The organism is Longimicrobium sp., assembly GCA_036389795.1.
Classification (GTDB): domain Bacteria; phylum Gemmatimonadota; class Gemmatimonadetes; order Longimicrobiales; family Longimicrobiaceae; genus Longimicrobium.
The window spans coordinates 1-15643 of record DASVWD010000001.1; the positions used below are offsets into that span (position 1 = coordinate 1).

The 15643-nt window shown below is 72.8% G+C and carries 13 protein-coding genes; 9 read left to right on the forward strand and 4 right to left on the reverse strand.

The window, feature by feature from the left end; all coding sequences use genetic code 11:
• Positions 1 to 308: 308 nt before the first annotated feature.
• From VF746_00005 to VF746_00015, 3 genes are all read right to left on the reverse strand, one after another.
• Entirely contained in the window at positions 309 to 1913 is a 1605-nt protein-coding gene (locus VF746_00005) for an MFS transporter (GenBank protein HEX8690798.1), read from the reverse strand.
• Positions 1914 to 2061: 148 nt separating this feature from the next.
• Positions 2062 to 2865, reverse strand: coding sequence for a LytTR family DNA-binding domain-containing protein (locus tag VF746_00010; GenBank protein HEX8690799.1), 804 nt, complete (start codon positions 2863 to 2865; stop codon positions 2062 to 2064).
• On the reverse strand, positions 2862 to 4025 hold the full coding sequence (locus VF746_00015; protein ID HEX8690800.1) for a histidine kinase: 1164 nt from the start codon (positions 4023 to 4025) through the stop codon (positions 2862 to 2864). The genes VF746_00010 and VF746_00015 overlap by 4 nt, the downstream gene beginning before the upstream one ends.
• Before the next feature lie 410 nt (positions 4026 to 4435).
• Between VF746_00015 and VF746_00020 the strand changes: the two genes are divergently transcribed.
• The 5 genes from VF746_00020 to hutU all read left to right on the forward strand — a co-directional run bounded on the left by VF746_00020 (position 4436) and on the right by hutU (position 11378).
• On the forward strand, positions 4436 to 5614 hold the full coding sequence (locus tag VF746_00020) for a hypothetical protein (GenBank protein HEX8690801.1): 1179 nt from the start codon (positions 4436 to 4438) through the stop codon (positions 5612 to 5614).
• A gap of 267 nt (positions 5615 to 5881) precedes the next feature.
• Positions 5882 to 7336 (forward strand): ATP-binding protein, encoded by a 1455-nt coding sequence (locus VF746_00025; GenBank protein ID HEX8690802.1) that lies wholly within the window; start codon positions 5882 to 5884, stop codon positions 7334 to 7336.
• Positions 7337 to 7493: 157 nt separating this feature from the next.
• Positions 7494 to 9020 carry a histidine ammonia-lyase gene (gene hutH / locus VF746_00030; protein ID HEX8690803.1) on the forward strand — a complete coding sequence of 509 codons (1527 nt, stop codon included), beginning with the start codon at positions 7494 to 7496 and terminating at the stop codon, positions 9018 to 9020.
• A gap of 93 nt (positions 9021 to 9113) precedes the next feature.
• Positions 9114 to 9695, forward strand: a complete 582-nt coding sequence (locus VF746_00035) for a Uma2 family endonuclease (GenBank protein HEX8690804.1) — start codon at positions 9114 to 9116, stop codon at positions 9693 to 9695.
• 15 nt (positions 9696 to 9710) lie between these two features.
• Positions 9711 to 11378, forward strand: a complete 1668-nt coding sequence (hutU, locus tag VF746_00040; GenBank protein HEX8690805.1) for a urocanate hydratase — start codon at positions 9711 to 9713, stop codon at positions 11376 to 11378.
• An 82-nt stretch (positions 11379 to 11460) separates the two neighbouring features.
• On the opposite strand, the gene VF746_00045 is transcribed toward hutU, so the two are convergent.
• Positions 11461 to 12921, reverse strand: a complete 1461-nt coding sequence (locus tag VF746_00045; protein ID HEX8690806.1) for a PLP-dependent aminotransferase family protein — start codon at positions 12919 to 12921, stop codon at positions 11461 to 11463.
• A gap of 198 nt (positions 12922 to 13119) precedes the next feature.
• Here VF746_00045 and VF746_00050 point away from each other — a divergent pair, with 198 nt between their 5' ends.
• From VF746_00050 to VF746_00065, 4 genes are all read left to right on the forward strand, one after another.
• Positions 13120 to 13725, forward strand: coding sequence for a hypothetical protein (locus VF746_00050; GenBank protein HEX8690807.1), 606 nt, complete (start codon positions 13120 to 13122; stop codon positions 13723 to 13725).
• Positions 13726 to 13733: 8 nt separating this feature from the next.
• A complete protein-coding gene (locus VF746_00055; protein HEX8690808.1) occupies positions 13734 to 14507 on the forward strand; it encodes an amidohydrolase family protein in 774 nt (257 codons plus the stop codon).
• Positions 14508 to 14739: 232 nt separating this feature from the next.
• The gene (locus VF746_00060; GenBank protein ID HEX8690809.1) at positions 14740 to 15030 is read left to right on the forward strand and encodes a hypothetical protein; all 291 of its coding nucleotides are present in this window, start codon (positions 14740 to 14742) and stop codon (positions 15028 to 15030) included.
• A 105-nt stretch (positions 15031 to 15135) separates the two neighbouring features.
• Positions 15136 to 15405, forward strand: a complete 270-nt coding sequence (locus VF746_00065) for a hypothetical protein (GenBank protein ID HEX8690810.1) — start codon at positions 15136 to 15138, stop codon at positions 15403 to 15405.
• The last annotated feature ends 238 nt before the right edge of the window (positions 15406 to 15643 follow it).

The following is a 15643-nucleotide window of genomic DNA, read 5'->3' on the forward strand; positions in this document are numbered from 1 at the left end:
GAAGCCCACGCACAGCACCGGCTCGGCAGCAGCGCTCACCACTTTCGGGGTCGTCGCGGTTCTCATCGGCTCCTCCTGGTTGAGTGATGACCTCCAGGAGAGCTTAACCGCGGCGGCCCCGTCCTACATAGCATCTCACGCGAAGCCTGGTCACCGATTCCGCCTGACGCCGCCGAACCCGTCCCCGCGCCGAACGAGCCCGCGCAGGCGGGCTTTGCGCCGTTGTAGCCGTGGATTCATCCGCCCCCGTCTCTCGCCTCGCCCCCGTCGAGTCCACCCTCTCCCGGACCTGGGAGAGGGTTGCCGCTCTAAGGCGGCGGGTGAGGGCCCCCCGCCGGCCGCGGCGGCTCCACCAGCAGCCACGCGCATCCCGCCCCGAGCGCCGCCAGTCCCGCCGCGGCCAGCATCACCACCCGGAACGCGTCCACGAACGCCTCGTCCACCGCCCGGTTCGCCGCCGCGCGCACGGCCGGCGGCGCGCTCGCGGGCGCCTCCGCGGCGGCCAGGCGGATGCGCTCCGCGTCCAGCGCGCGCCGCACCTCCGCCGGGACGTCCGCTTCCGCCAGCCGCCGGTCGAGCGCCGCGCCGAACGTGCCCAGCGCCACCAGCCCGAACCCGGCGATGGCGACCAGCCCCGCCGCGCGCGAGACCGCGTTGTTGATCCCCGACGCCGCCCCCGCGTGCCGCGCCTCCACCGAGCCCATCACCGCCGTCGTGAGCGGCGCCACGCTCACCGCCATCCCCAGGCCCAGCACCACGACGGCGGGGAAGAACGTCGTCCAGTAGCTCCCGCCGATCCCTGGCCGCGCGTGCAGCGCGAACCCCGCCGCGGCGATCAGGGGACCCACGGTGAGCGGCAGCCGCGCGCCGTGGCGGTCCACCAGCCCGCCGGACCAGCGCGAGAGCAGCGACATCAGCACCACGAAGGGGAGGAACGCCGCCCCCGCCGCCGTGGCGCTCCACCCCTGCACGTCGATCAGGTCGAAGGGGAGGAAGAACATCGCCCCGCCGAGCGCCGCGTAGAGCAGCAGCGTCAGCAGGTTGGCCCCCGCGAAGGTGCGCGAGCGGAAGAGCCCCGGCGGCACCATCGGAGCCCGCGATCTCGCCTGGGCGGCCAGGAAGGCGACCAGCGCGAGCGCCCCGCCGGCGAGCCCGCCCAGCACCACGGGCGAGCCCCACCCCAGCCGGGGCGCCTCGACCAGTCCCAGGACCAGCCCGCCGAGCCCGAGCGTCGCCAGCACGGCGCCGGGGAGGTCCGGCCGGCGCGGCGCCCGCTCGTCGCGGCTCTCGGGGACGCCGAGCAGGGTGATGGCGAGCGTGGCCGCCGCCAGCGGCACGTTCAGGAAGAAGATCCAGCGCCACGACGCGTTCTCCACCAGCCAGCCGCCCAGCACCGGCCCCAGCCCCGTCGTCACCGCCGTCGCCGCCGACCAGGTGCCGATCGCCCGCCCGCGCGAGCGCCGGTCGAACGACGCGCCGATCAGCGCCAGGCTCCCCGGCACCAGCAACGCCCCGCCCACCCCCTGCGCCGCGCGCGCCGCGATCAGCCACTCCACGCCCGGCGCCACCCCGCAGGCGACGGAGGCGAGCGCGAACACCAGCACGCCCACGGCGAAGACCTTCCGCCGCCCGTAGCGGTCCCCCAGCGACCCGCCCACCAGCAGGAGCGCGGCCAGGAGCAGCGTGTACGCCTCCACCACCCACTGCACGTCCGCCACGTCGGCGCCGAGCGCGCGCTGCAGCACCGGCAGGGCCACGTTCACCACCGTGCCGTCGATGAACGCCATGCTGGAGCCCAGGACCGCCGCCGCGAGCACCCGGCCGCCCGCGCGCGCGTCCGCCGGCTCCGGCTCCGGCGCCGCACGGACGACGCCCTCGTCGCAGGGAAAGCGTGCCGCGGCGGCCGTGCTCATCGGCGGGAGCGCTCCGGGGTTTGTCGCGAGTCCGAAAGGGTGGAAGCTACCGGACGGCGCGCCCGCCGGACAGGCAGACATCCACGGACGAAAAGACGGCGGGCGGCACCGTGGGTGCCGCCCGCCGTCTTCGGATGAGAATCGGGCCTCAGGCGTACTCGCCCACGCGCTCGGCCAGCTTCTGGCGGTAGCCGCGCGAGAGCTTCAGCTCCGTGCCGTCCTTCAGCAGGATGATGCAGTCGCCCGAGGGGAGCGGGCGCAGCTCCGTCACCCGGTCCAGGTTCACGATGGTGGAGCGGTGCACGCGCATGAAGCGGTCGGGGTCCAGCCGCTCCTCCAGCGTGCTGATCTTCTCGCGGATCAGGAAGCCGCGCCGCCCCGCCGCGTGCAGGCGCACGTAGTTCCCCTCCGCCTCGATCCAGTCGACCTCGCTGGTGCGCAGGAACTCGATCTTCCCGCGCGCCTTCACCATCACCCATTCCATGTGCTGCGCCTTCGGCGCGGCCAGCTTCTCCTCCAGCGAGCGCCGCTCGCGGGAGAGCTGCTCCAGCAGCGCCACCACCCGCTGCCCCTGCCCCGACGCGCGCCGCTCCAGCTGCGAGCGCCCCCGCTCGAATGCCCGCCGGAAGCGCTCGGCGTCGAACGGCTTCAGCAGGTAGTCCAGCGCGTGCACCTCGAAGGCGCGCAGCGCGTACTGGTCGTATGCGGTCACGAAGATCACCGGGGGGAGCTCGCCGCCCAGGCGCTCCAGCACCTCGAACCCGTCCATCTCCGGCATCTGCACGTCCAGGAACACCAGGTCGGGGCGCGTCTCGCGGATCGCCTCCACCGCCTGCATCCCCGTGGCGCACACGGCCACCACCTCCACCTCGTCGTCCTGCTCCTTCAAGAGCCGCAGCACGCGGCGGCGCGCCAGCGGCTCGTCGTCGACCACCACCACGCGAAGGCTCATGCGGGGGCTCCCACGGCCAGGGTCCGGGTGTCCGCCGCGGCCGGGGCCAGGCGGAAGGGAATCGTCACCGTGGCGACCGCGCCGCCCCCCGAGCCGTTCTTCAGCTCGAAGCGCTGGCGGGCGCCGTACATCTGCTCCAGGCGCGCGCGCGTGTTGCTGACGCCCACGCCCTCACGCGCGCGCGGCCCCGGCGCGGCGGAGAGCCCCGCGCCGTTGTCGCGCACCTCCAGCGTGAGGCGGTCGCCCTCGCGCGCGGCGCTCACCGCGATGCGCCCCACCCCGCCCCGCGCGCCCACTCCGTGGCGGATGGCGTTCTCCACCAGCGGCTGCAGCACCAGGTTCGGCACCAGCGCGTCCAGCGTATCGGGGGCGATGGAGAGCTCCACCTCCAGCGTGTCCTGGAAGCGGGTGCGCTGGATCTCCAGGTACGCCTCCAGGAACTCCATCTCCTGCGCCAGCGTCACCTCGTGCGTCTGCGCGTTGTCCACGGTCAGCCGCAGCAGGTCGCCCAGGCGGGTGATCATGCGGTCGGCGGCCTCGGCGTCCTCGTGCACCAGCTCCGAGATGGAGTGCAGCGTGTTGAAGAGGAAGTGCGGCTGGATCTGCATCTTGAGCGCCTCCAGCCGCGCCTCGGCCAGGCGGGTGCCGAGCTGCGCCGCCTGCACCTCGCGGTCGTGGTAGCGCCGCGCGTACTCGATCGCGTACCACACGATGGTGATCACCACGTACCACTGGATGTTGATGTAGAAGGGGAGCTGGAAGTAGTCCCGGAAGGTCGCCGGCCGGTTCGGCCACAGCACGTGCGAGAACCAGATGTTCAGCAGCACCGAAACGAACGCGAGCGAAAGCGCCATCACCACGTGCACCAGCACCGCGAGCGGCCACCCCCGCCGGGTGAAGCGGAACCGGCGCACGAGCCAGAAGACGAGCAGCGTCACCGGCGCCCAGAAGTAGGCGTCGAACAGGTTGGCGGCGAGGGGCCGGAGGTCCGTCAGCAGCCTCCCGTCGAACAGGAACACGTTGATGTAGCGGCGCGCGCCGAAGAAGAGCCCCACGCACGTCCACACCAGGAACAGCACCAGCAGCGGGTGCAGGCGCCGCGGGCGCGGAGACGGTACGGCGCCGGCCGGTGCCGGCGCGGCGGGGGCGGGGTTCGTCATGACAGGGAGCATCGGGCGGATCGGGCCGCCTCGCGAGGGCGGCTCGGAAGGGACGGACGGCGCGGGGGCGCCCTCCGCAGCAATCTAAGCACCTGTCCGCCATGATCCCAGGTTCCGGTCCGCGTGCAGTCGTCCGCGCGCTCTCTCCCTGATGCGAACGAGCGAGGGCGCCCTCCGCTGACACCCGCGCCGGGAGGCGGCGCGAGCGCGTGTCTTTCGCGTAGGACACCCGTTCTCCCACGCGGCGGACAAGCGGCCCCGGGCGGGCGGTGCGGGGTGATCGTCTAAGCAATTGATGGACATATCGTTGCGAGCCGGGGGCGTCGTGCCCGGGAGACGGAACGGCGGTTGCCCTGCCCCCTGCCGGCCCGCTCGCGGGCCGATCCGCCACACTCCACGAAGGCACTCCCATGCGACGCAACTTCATCCGCCTTTCGGCCATCCTCGCGGCCGGGCTCGCGCTGGCCGCGTGTGACGACAACGTCGACGTGATCGTCGGCGGCGACCCGCCCGACGCGCCGCGCGACCTCCTGGCCGAGTACACCTGGGTGCTCGAGGGCTTCAGCGGCTCCGACGCCGTGGGCCAGCCCGCCGTGGACCTCACCTGGCTGCCCCCCACCCGCTGGAACGACGAGCCGTTCCGCGTCTACGCCCGGCGCGCGGGCGGGCAGTTCGTGCTGATCGCCACCGTCACCTCGTGCACCACCGCCGGGTGCGCCTACCGCGACCTCAACGTCTCGCACGGGCAGACCTACGAGTACTACGTGGCCACCGTGAACGAGCGCACCGACGAGGAGACGCCCTCGGACTTCCGCGAGCAGGTCGCGGTGCCCGTCTTCAACCGCCCCGCCACCGTGCAGGCCGACTCGTCGGTGGCGCTCGACAACGCGCTGTACCTGCGCTGGCGGGACACCGGCAACGGGCAGAACCTGTCGCGCTACATCGTCTACCTCACCCGCATCGACGGGCAGGCGTTCCTGTACCACATGGGCGAGACCGACGGCACCGCCTTCGTGGACGTGCGCGCCGAGAACGGGCACGCCTACTCCTACCGCGTGGCGGCGGTGGACACCTTCGGCCACGTGGGCTCGCTGGGGCCGGAGCTCACCGGCGTGCCGCGCCCCGACGCCTCGGCCGAGCTGGTGTACGCCTTCGGCGACAACGCGGCGCAGAGCGGCTTCCGCTTCCAGACCAGCGAGGCGACCAACCCGATCGTCGCGGGGACGTCCACCTCGGCGCACTGGCGGCTGGAGTCCGACGCGGCGGGGTGGCGCATCGTCCCGCTGAACGGCACCAGCGTGGTGGAGTTCCCGGGCCGCACCACCGCGCTCGCCTGCGGCCCCGGCGCCGACGCGGGCTGCCGCGCCGCCACGCGCGCTCCCGCGACGGGCTACCAGACCACGCCGATCACGGTGAACCCGGAGTTCAGCTACGTCTTCCGGGTGACGGGCGACGACGGCCAGCTCCACCACGGCGTGGTGCGCGTCACCCTGCTCGGCAGCGACGCGTCAGGGCGCGACCTGATGATCTTCGACTGGGCGTACCAGCTGCGCGCCAACGAGCCGCGCCTGGACCGGACGGGGTCGTAGGGAGCGAGGCACGTGGTGCCCGCCCCGGCGGCCGGTGCGCCGGGGCGGGTTTCCGGGAGCGTCGCCCCGGGCGGGGCGGAGGCGAAGGTCAACGTCAGGAAGCTAACGAGGGCCTTCGTCCCGTCCGGGGCGACTGAAGGGATAGATCGACGGTGAAGCGAGGAAAATCGGGCGGCGGCGCCGGTCATCGGCGCCGCCGCCGTCTTTTCCTTGTCGATCAGGAGGAAATACTTGCAATCGTGGTTGCATGCAATCATAATTGCAGGTATGCAGCAGCCCGTCCTCATCGATCGTGACCAGGAGCGCCGGGACCTCGCCCGGCTGCTGGAAGCCGGTGCGCCGCGGCTCGCCCTGCTCACCGGGCGCCGCCGCATCGGCAAGACGTACCTCCTCGCCCACGCCTGGGCTCCCGAGCGGCTCTTCCTGTTCACGGCGGCGCGGACCACCTCGGAGATCAACCGGCGGCAGCTCCTGGTCGACCTGGCCCGCTGGTCCGGCGAGGACATCCGGCCCGAGGACAATCCCACCTGGCGCACCGTATTCAACCTCCTGCTGGAGCTGCGCGCTCCGGAGCCCCTGGTGGTGGTGCTCGACGAGTTCCAGTACCTGGCGGACGACGACGCGGGGGTGGCGGGCGTGGCGTCCGAGCTGAACGCGGCGTGGGAGCGCAGGCGGCCTCCGCGCCCGCTGCTGATGGTGCTCTCCGGCTCCGCGGTCGGCACCATGGAGGCGCTCGCGGCGGGCGGGGGGCCGCTGTACGGGCGCTTCGCGTGGCAGCACCGCCTCCTCCCGTTCACCTACTGGCATGCGGCGGAGCTGGCGCCGTTCACGGAGCCGCGCGAGCGGGCGCTGGCCTACGGCGTGTTCGGGGGCACGCCGCGCTACCTGGCCGCGCTGGACCCCGCGCTGGGCTTCGCGGAGAACGCCACCCGGCTGCTCCTGGCGCAGAACGGCGAGGTGCGTCTGCTGGTGGAGACCGCGCTCGACCAGGAAGAGGGGCTGCGCGACGTGTCGAAGTACCGCGCCGTGCTGCGCGCGGTTGCCGGCGGGTGCACCGCGCGCAACGAGATCGCCCAGCGCGCCGGGCTGCCGAACGACGCGGCGCTGCGCGACAAGCTGGCGCGCCTGATCGAGCTTGGGTACCTGGAGGTGCGGGCGAACGTGGACGCCCGGCCGAACGAGGCGGTGCGCTACCGCGTGGCGGACCCGGCGTTCCGCTTCCACCAGCGCTTCGTGGAGCCGAACGCCTCCATGCTCGAGCGCTACCCCGCGGAACAGGTGTGGGAGAGCGCCGTGGCGCCCCACCTGGACGGCTACATGGGTCACGAGTTCGAGCGGATCGCGGCCCAGGCGTACGACCGGCTCCAGTCCGCCCGCGGGCTGCCGATGGTGCGCGAGTGGGGGCGGTGGGAGGGAGTGGACCGCGAGCGGCGGCCCCTGGAGATCGACCTGATAGGCTTCCTGGCCGGCGGGGGCGTCCTCACCGGCTCGGTGAAGTGGGACCGGGCCGCCGTCGGGCCGAAGGTGCACCGCGACCACATCGACATGCTCCAGCGGGCCGCCGCCGCTGGCCGGCGGTGGGCGCACGCGGCGCTCGATCCGTCCGCTCCCCTGTTCTACGTCGCCGCGAACGGGTTCACCCCTGGCTTCCTGAAAGCTGCCCAGGACAGCGGACACCCGCTCATCTGCTGGTCACTCCATGATTTGTACTCCCCCGAGTGAGTGCATTGGAGCTGCTTCGCTTACCCCCCTTGAATGCATGTAATCATAATTGCATGCAATTATGATTGCAGGTAAGGAATGCTCGCGCTGGCGCCGGTTGTCGGGCCTGGCGCCGGGGTCTATCTTGCCGCTCCCGACACCACGACATGGAGCGGCGATGCGGCGGATCGAGATCGACGGCGAGGGGCTGGCGCTGGAGGACCTGGAGGCGGTCGCGGCCGGTGCGCCCGCCGAGGTCGCGCTCGCGCCGGACGCCGAGGAGCGCATCCGCCGCTCGCGCGAGGTGGTGGAGGACGCGGTCCGCCGCGGCGCGGTGGTCTACGGCGTCACCACCGGCTTCGGGCGCCTGGCCGAGGTCGTCATCCCCCTGGAGAAGATCGAGGAGCTGCAGATCAACCTGATCCGCAGCCACGCGTGCGGGGTGGGCCCGGCGCTCTCCCGCGCCGAGACGCGCGCCGTCACCCTGCTGCGCGCCAACGTGCTGGCGAAGGGCTTCTCCGGCGTGCGGCCCGTGGTCGTCCAGCGGCTGCTGGACCTGCTGAACCGCGGCGTGCACCCCGTGATCCCGGAGCAGGGCTCGGTGGGGTGCTCGGGCGACCTGGCGCCGCTCTCGCACCTGGCGCTGGTGCTGGTGGGCGAGGGGCGGGCGGAGGTGGGCGGCGAGGTGGTGGACGGGGCGGAGGCGCTCCGGCGCGCGGGGCTGGAGCCGCTCCGGCTGCAGGCCAAGGAGGGGCTGGCGCTCAACAACGGCACGCAGGTGATGACGGGCGTGGGCGCGCTCTGCCTGCTGGCGGCGGAGCGCGCGGTGGAGGCGGCGGAAGTGGCGGGCGCCATGTCGCTGGAGGCGCTCAAGGGGACGCCCGACGCCTTCCACCCGGCCATCATGCGCGCCCGCCCGCACCCGGGGCAGGCCGCGAGCGCCGAGCGCCTGCGCGCGCTCCTGGCCGACAGCGAGATCCGCGAGAGCCACCGCTACGGCGACCCGCGCGTGCAGGACGCCTACTCGATTCGCTGCATGCCGCAGGTGCACGGCGCGGCACGGGGCGCCTTCGCCTACGTGCGGCAGGTGCTGGAGACGGAGGCCAACAGCGCTACCGACAACCCGCTCATCTTCCCCGACGAAGACGGCGGGCTGGTGATCAGCGGGGGCAACTTCCACGGGCAGCCGGTGGCGCAGGCGCTCGACGTGCTGGCCCTCGCGCTGGCGGACCTGGCGTCGATCTCGGAGCGGCGGATCGAGCGGCTGACCAACCCCGACCTCTCGGGCGACCTCCCGGCGTTCCTCACGGAGACGCCGGGCGTCTCCAGCGGCTTCATGATCGCGCAGATCACGGCCGCGGCGCTGGTGAACGAGTGCAAGATGCTGGCGCACCCGGCCAGCGTGGACTCCATCCCCACCGGCGCGGGGAAGGAGGACCACGTGTCGATGGGGATGACGTCGGCGATCAAGCTGCGGCGCGTGCTGCGCAACGTGGAGACGGTGCTGGGGATCGAGCTGATGGCGGCCGCGCAGGGGCTGGAGTACCGCAAGCCGCTGCGCCCCGGGCGCGGGGTGGAGCGCGCCTACGGCCTCGTCCGCGAGCGCATCGCGCCGCTCGGCCAGGACCGCGTGCTGGCGCCGGACATCGAGGCGGCGGCGGGGATCGTGCGGGAGGGGGTGCTGGCGGGGCTGTGGAAGGAGTGACAGTCATGCTCCGGCCGATGCTATAATTCAGCACGTCCCGTTGCCGGATTCGTTTCGTGCTCCGGCCGGAAGCTGCGACACGGAGGTTTGACGATGGCCACCCAATCCCTCGCCAGGGTCTGGACCTATGAGGAGTTTGCCGCGCTTCCCGATGACGGCAACCGGTACGAGGTCATCGCCGGGGAGCTGTACATGACGCCTGCTCCGGGAACGCCCCATTCGCGCGTGGCCTTCGAGTTGGGTTTCCAGATCGAGCTGTTCCTGCGCACACACGGCCTGGGAGGGTGGGTCGTCACGAGCCCTGTGGACGTACTGCTCGCCGAGGGCGACTATCTCGAGCCCGACCTGGTGTACGTGCGCCGCGAACGGAAGGGGATCATCAAGCAGCGAGGGATCGAAGCCGCCCCGGACCTCGTGGTCGAGGTGATCTCCCCATCTACGGCTGACCGGGATCGCGGGATCAAGCGGGAGCGCTACGCCTACTTCGGCGTCCCGCACTACTGGGTGGTAGACCTGGACGCTCGGCAGATCGAGGTCTACCGGATGCTGGTCGACCCGCTCCGGCCCGAGATCGTGAAGGACATGCTGGAGTGGCAGCCGATCCCGGGTGGGCCTGTGCTCAAGATCGACGTTCAGCAGACGCTCCAGTCAGCGCTGGAATCATCTTCGTCGTAGACCAACGGAAACTCCATGAGCGTCATCACCGAGCCCCGCACTGTGCGCGCGCCGCGGGGCACCGAGATCTCCTGCCGGGGGTGGCAGCAGGAGGCCGCCCTCCGGATGCTGATGAACAACCTGGACCCCGACGTCGCCGAGCGGCCCGAGGACCTGGTGGTCTACGGCGGCACTGGGAAGGCGGCGCGCAGCTGGGAGGCGTTCGAGGCGATCGTGGCGAGCCTGCGCGCGCTGGCCGACGACGAGACGCTGATCGTGCAGTCGGGAAAGCCCGTGGCCGTGTTCCGCACGCACCGCCACGCGCCGCGCGTCCTCATCGCCAACTCGAACCTCGTCCCGCGCTGGGCCACGTGGGACCGCTTCCGCGAGCTGGAGCGGCAGGGGCTCACCATGTACGGCCAGATGACGGCCGGCTCGTGGATCTACATCGGCACGCAGGGGATCCTGCAGGGGACCTACGAGACCTTCGGCGCCGTCGCGCGGAAGCACTTCGGCGGGAGCCTGCGGGGGACGTGGACGCTCACCGGCGGGATGGGCGGGATGGGCGGCGCGCAGCCGCTGGCCGTCACCATGAACGAGGGCGCCGTCCTCTGCGTCGAGGTGGACCCGAAGCGGATCGAGCGGCGCATCCAGACGCGCTACTGCGACCGGATGACGCACGACCTGGACGAGGCGCTCCGCTGGGTGATGGAGGCCCGCAGCGGCGGCCGGGCGCTCTCCGTGGGCCTGGTGGGCAACTGCGCGGAGGTGCTCCCGGAGCTGGTGCGGCGCGGGGTGACCCCCGACGCGCTCACCGACCAGACCAGCGCGCACGACGCGCTGAACGGCTACGTCCCCGCCGGCCTGCCGCCGGAGGCGGCCGCGGGGCTGCGCGAGCGGGACCCGGCGGAGTACGCGCGGCGCTCGATGGAGTCGATGCGCGCGCACTGCGAGGCGATGGTGGAGATGATGCGCCGCGGGGCGGTGACCTTCGATTACGGCAACAACCTGCGCGGGCAGGCGCAGGACGCTGGCTTCGCCGACGCGTTCGCCTTCCCGGGGTTCGTGCCGGCGTACGTCCGGCCGCTCTTCTGCGAGGGGAAGGGGCCCTTCCGCTGGGTGGCGCTCTCGGGCGAGGCCGCCGACATCCACCGCACCGACGAGCTGGTGCTGGAACTGTTCCCCCACGACGAGCACCTGCGCCGCTGGATCGGCCACGCGCGCGAGAAGGTGGCGTTCCAGGGGCTCCCGGCGCGCATCTGCTGGCTGGGGCAGGGCGAGCGCGCGAAGTTCGGCGTGGCGCTCAACGACCTGGTGGCGAAGGGCGAGCTCCGGGCGCCGATCGTGATCGGCCGCGACCACCTGGACACGGGGTCGGTGGCGTCGCCGTTCCGCGAGACGGAGGGGATGAAGGACGGCAGCGACGCCATCGCCGACTGGGCGGTCCTGAACGCGCTGGTGAACGTGGCCAGCGGCGCGAGCTGGGTCTCGTTCCACCACGGCGGCGGGGTGGGGATCGGCAACTCCCTGCACGCGGGGCAGGTGATCGTGGCCGACGGGACGCCGGAGATGCGCGAGCGGCTGGAGCGCGTCCTCACCAACGACCCCGGCATGGGCGTGGCGCGCCACGCGGACGCGGGATACGAGGAGGCGGTGGAGACCGCCCGGCGCGAGCGCGTCCACATCCCGATGCTGGAGCGGTGACCCGCGAAACGTCGAGGGTCTCACGCAGAGACGCAGAGGCGCGGAGAACAACGAACGAATGGATCACGCAGAGTCAGCAGAGTCAGCAGAGAAACCCCTCCGCCGACTCTGACTCTGCGTGATTCGTTTTGAGATCCGATTCCCTCACGCCCGCGGGCACTCGCGGACGAGGCGGGCCAGCAGGTCGAGCGCCTGCCGGATCCGCTCCGACCAGTCGTATCCCGCGTTGATGCGCACGTAGCTGCGATAGTCTCCGCCGGCCGAGAACGCCGGCCCCGGCGCCACGCTCAGGCCCTGCGCGAGGGCGCGCCGCTGGAGCTCCACCGCGTCGATCCCCCTCCGGAAGCTGCACCCAGAGCAGGAACCCGCCCGCCGGGCGCGAGATGCGCGTGCCCTCGGGGAAGCGCTCCGCCACCTCGAAGGAGAGCCTGGCCACCGTGCCCTGGAAGGTGCGGAGCAGCCGGCGCAGGTGCTGCTCGTACCCGCCCGAGGCGAGGTACTCCGCCAGGGCGAGCTGCGGGGGAGCCGAGCTCCCGGCGGTGGTGGCGAGCTTGGCGCGCAGCACCCGGTCGCGGAAGCGCCCGGGGATCGTCCACCCCACCCGGTACGCGGGGGCGAGCGTCTTGGAGAAGCTCCCGCAGGAGAGGACCAGCCCCGCCCGGTCGAACGCCTGGAGCGAGCGGGGGCGCGCGGGCCCGAAGTACAGCTCGCCGTAGGTGTCGTCCTCGATGGCCGGGACCCCGTGCGCGGCGAGGAGGCCGGCCAGCTCCCGCTTCCGCTCGTCGGGCATCACGCACCCGAGCGGGTTGTGCACGTTCGGCGTGACCACCACCGCGGCCACCCCGCCCCGCGCGAGCGCCTCCGCCAGCACCTCCACGCGCATCCCGGTGAGCGGGTCCACCGGGATCTCCAGGGCCCGCAGCCCGAGCACCTCGAGCGCCTGCAGCGTGCCGAAGTAGGTGGGCGACTCCACCGCCACCGTGTCGCCCGGCCGGGTGAGCGCCCGCAGGCAGAGCGTGATCGCCTCGGCGCACCCGCAGGTGACCACGACGTTCTCGGCGGCCACGGGGCTGCCGGCCTCCAGCGCCCGGCGCGCGATCTCGCGCCGCAGCTCTTCCGTGCCGGAAGAGGTGACCGACATGGCGCTGCGCGTGGCCTCGCGCCGCACCGCGCGGCCCAGCGCGCGCGCCAGGGCGGCGGCGGGGAGAAGGCCGGGATCGGGAAGCGCGGTGCTCAACGGGACCAGGCCGGGGTCGGAGACCATCTCCAGCACCCGCACGATCAGGTCGCCCGTGGCCACCTCGCCCGGCTCGGGGAGCGGCTCGGCCCGCGCGGGCTCCACCACCGGGGCGCATTCCGGCGGCAGCACGTAGAAGCCCGACTGCGGCCGCGCCCCGATGACGCGGCGGGCCTCCAGCAGGCGGTACGCGTGCAGCACGGTGGGGATGCTCACCCCCCGCCGCGCGCTCATGCGGCGCACCGAGGGGAGGCGGTCTCCGGGGCGGAGCGTGCCGGCGCGGATGAGGCTGCCGATCTCCGCCACGAGCCGCTCGTACGCGAACGGCTCCGGGGGGGGACTGCGTGGGGGGCATCGCGGCAGGCCCGGGGAGGGTGGCGGACAGGGGCGAACTGTACAGCTCGAAAATAGCGAAATCTGCGTCTGTTCGGCTACCTGCGAAAGTTTTAGCATTCGTCCGACACGGAAACACCGCGTCCCACCCCACCGAAATGGAATGAGCCGATGATTCGCAGAACCGCCGGCTGCGCGCTGGCAATCGTGACGATGAGCTGCGCCCCGGGGCCGGCGCGCGGCCGGGGCGACGCCGCGCCGCCGCCGTCCGCCGCGCCCGCCCCGCAGGCTGGGGCGCCCGTCACGCCCCTGATCGCGCACCACCAGCACCTGCGGAGCCCGGTGATGGTGGCCCGGTCCGCGGCCCAGCAGCCGCCGCTCCCGGCCGTCGCGCTGCCGGAAGAGCTGGCCGGCGTCCTGCGCCGGCGCGAGGCGGGGTGGAACGACGCGGCGGCCCTCGCCCCGCTGTTCACCGAGGAGAGCCTGGTGCTGGACACGCGCGAGAACCGCTGGATCCGCGGCCGGGCGGCGGTCGCGGCCTACCTGGCGGGGAACTTCGCCCTGCCGCACGGCATCACGCCGGTGTCGTACGCCGTGCACGGGTCCGCGGCCCGCGTGGCCGGCTACTTCACGCGGGTGGTGGACGGCAGGCCCCGGCACTTCGGCACGTCCTGCTCTCGTTCGAGAAAGGGAGCGACGGCGCGTGGCGGATCGCGGCCGAGACGCCGACGTTCCCCGGGCCCGCGGTGCCGGAGCCGATCACGGCCGAGCAGCTAATCGCGCAGATGGACGAGATCGGGGTCCGGCGCGCGGTGATCCTGTCGATCGCGTACGTGTTCGCCAACCCGCGGAATCCGCCGGAGCCCGACGAGTACGCGAAGGTGCGGACGGAGAACGACTGGACGGCGCGGGAGGCGGCGCGCTTCCCGGACCGGCTGGTGGCCTTCTGCGGCGTGAGCCCGCTCGAGGACTACGCGGCCGCGGAGATGGAGCGCTGCGTGCGCGAGCTGGGGATGCGCGGGCTGAAGCTGCACTTCAGCAACTCGGGGGTGGACGTGCGCAACCCGGAGCACGTGCGGAAGATGCGCGAGGTCTTCCGCGCCGCCAACACGCTCCGCATCCCCATCGTGGCGCACCTGCGGACGCGCGACCCGTCGTACGGGCGCGAGCACTCGCGGATCTTCCTGGAGCAGATCCTCCCCGAGGCGCCGGACGTGGTGGTGCAGGTGGCGCACATGACCGACGCGGGGCCGGGCTACACCACCGACGCGGCGCTGGAGCCGCTGGCGGAGGCCGTGGCGGCGGGCGACCCGCGCACGCGGAACCTGTACTTCGACGTCACCACGAACGTGACCTTCGCCACCTCGGCCGCGGACGCCGCCCTGCTCGCGCGCCGCATCCGTCAGATCGGCCCGGAGCGCATCCTCTTCGGCTCGGACGGGGCCTGGGGCGGCAACCCGCCGCTGCGCCAGGCCTGGGGCGCCTTCCACGGCATGCTGCCGCTGACGGAGGACGAGTTCCGGGTCATCGCGCGGAACGTGGCGCCCTACCTGCGCTGAGCGCCGGGCGGGTGAACCCGCGGCAACCACGGCGAGAAGCCTGCCTGCGCAGGCTGGTCCGGCGCGGAGGCCGGCTCCGGCGCCGGCAGGCCGGACGGCACCCGCGCGGGTGCCGTCCGATGCCGGGCGCCGATCCCCGTTTCCCGCGCAAATCTGTTGCAGGGGCGCGGCGGCGTGGGTAGCTTGAGCGGTGCCCACAAAGTCTTCCCCCCACCCCCGCCCGGAGGAAGCCATGCGCAAGCTCAGGCTCGACTTGGAACAGCTGCACGTCGAGACGTTCGATACCGGCCCCGAGGACCCGGACGGCCGCGGGACCGTCGAGGCGTACAAGGTCCGCGCGGTCACCTACGGGACCTGCTGGCAGTCGTGCAGCCCCGAAGACACCTGCCCCGACAACTGCTCGCAGTCCTGCCCCGGCGTCACCTGCGCGGAGACGTGTCCCTACTCCTGCGACACCACCTGCGGGAGCGGTGGCACCGATACCGGGACCGACACCGTGACCGTCGTCGACGCCGGCGGCTGAGGTGGGCCGGCCGTGGCCCGCCGCGTGCCCCGCTCCGCCCGGCGGCGCGGGGCACGTCGTCTGCGGGTGCCGTCGGGGCTCCTCACCTTTCACCAGGAGGGAGCCATGAAGAAGCTGAAGCTGGAGGCGGAGGACCTGCGGGTGGAGTCGTTCCCGACCGCCGAGGGCGAGGCGGAGGAGGGGACGGTGCACGCGCACGCCACGCGGTTCCAGACGGGCGGCTGCTGGAGCTGCGACGCGCGCTGCATCGAGACCGCCCCGGAAACCTGCGACAACTCCCTCGACTACTGCACCTGCGCGTGCACCGACGACTGGCGGTGCCACCCCCCGATCTCGGACGCGGGGAGCTGTCCCTGCCAGACCGAGCCCGTGTAGCCGCGGACGGTTCCGGCCGGGCAGCCGTTACGGGGTGAGGCCGCCGCGGCCTCACCCCCACGGGACGGGCTGGCTGTCCCCTCTACCCTGTCCCCTGCGGTTGCGTGAGATGCTATGTAGGACGGGGCCGCCGCGGTTAAGCTCTCCTGGAGGTCATCACTCAACCAGGAGGAGCCGATGAGAACCGCGACGACCCCGAAAGTGGTGAGCGCTGCTGCCGAGCCGGTGCTGTGCGTGG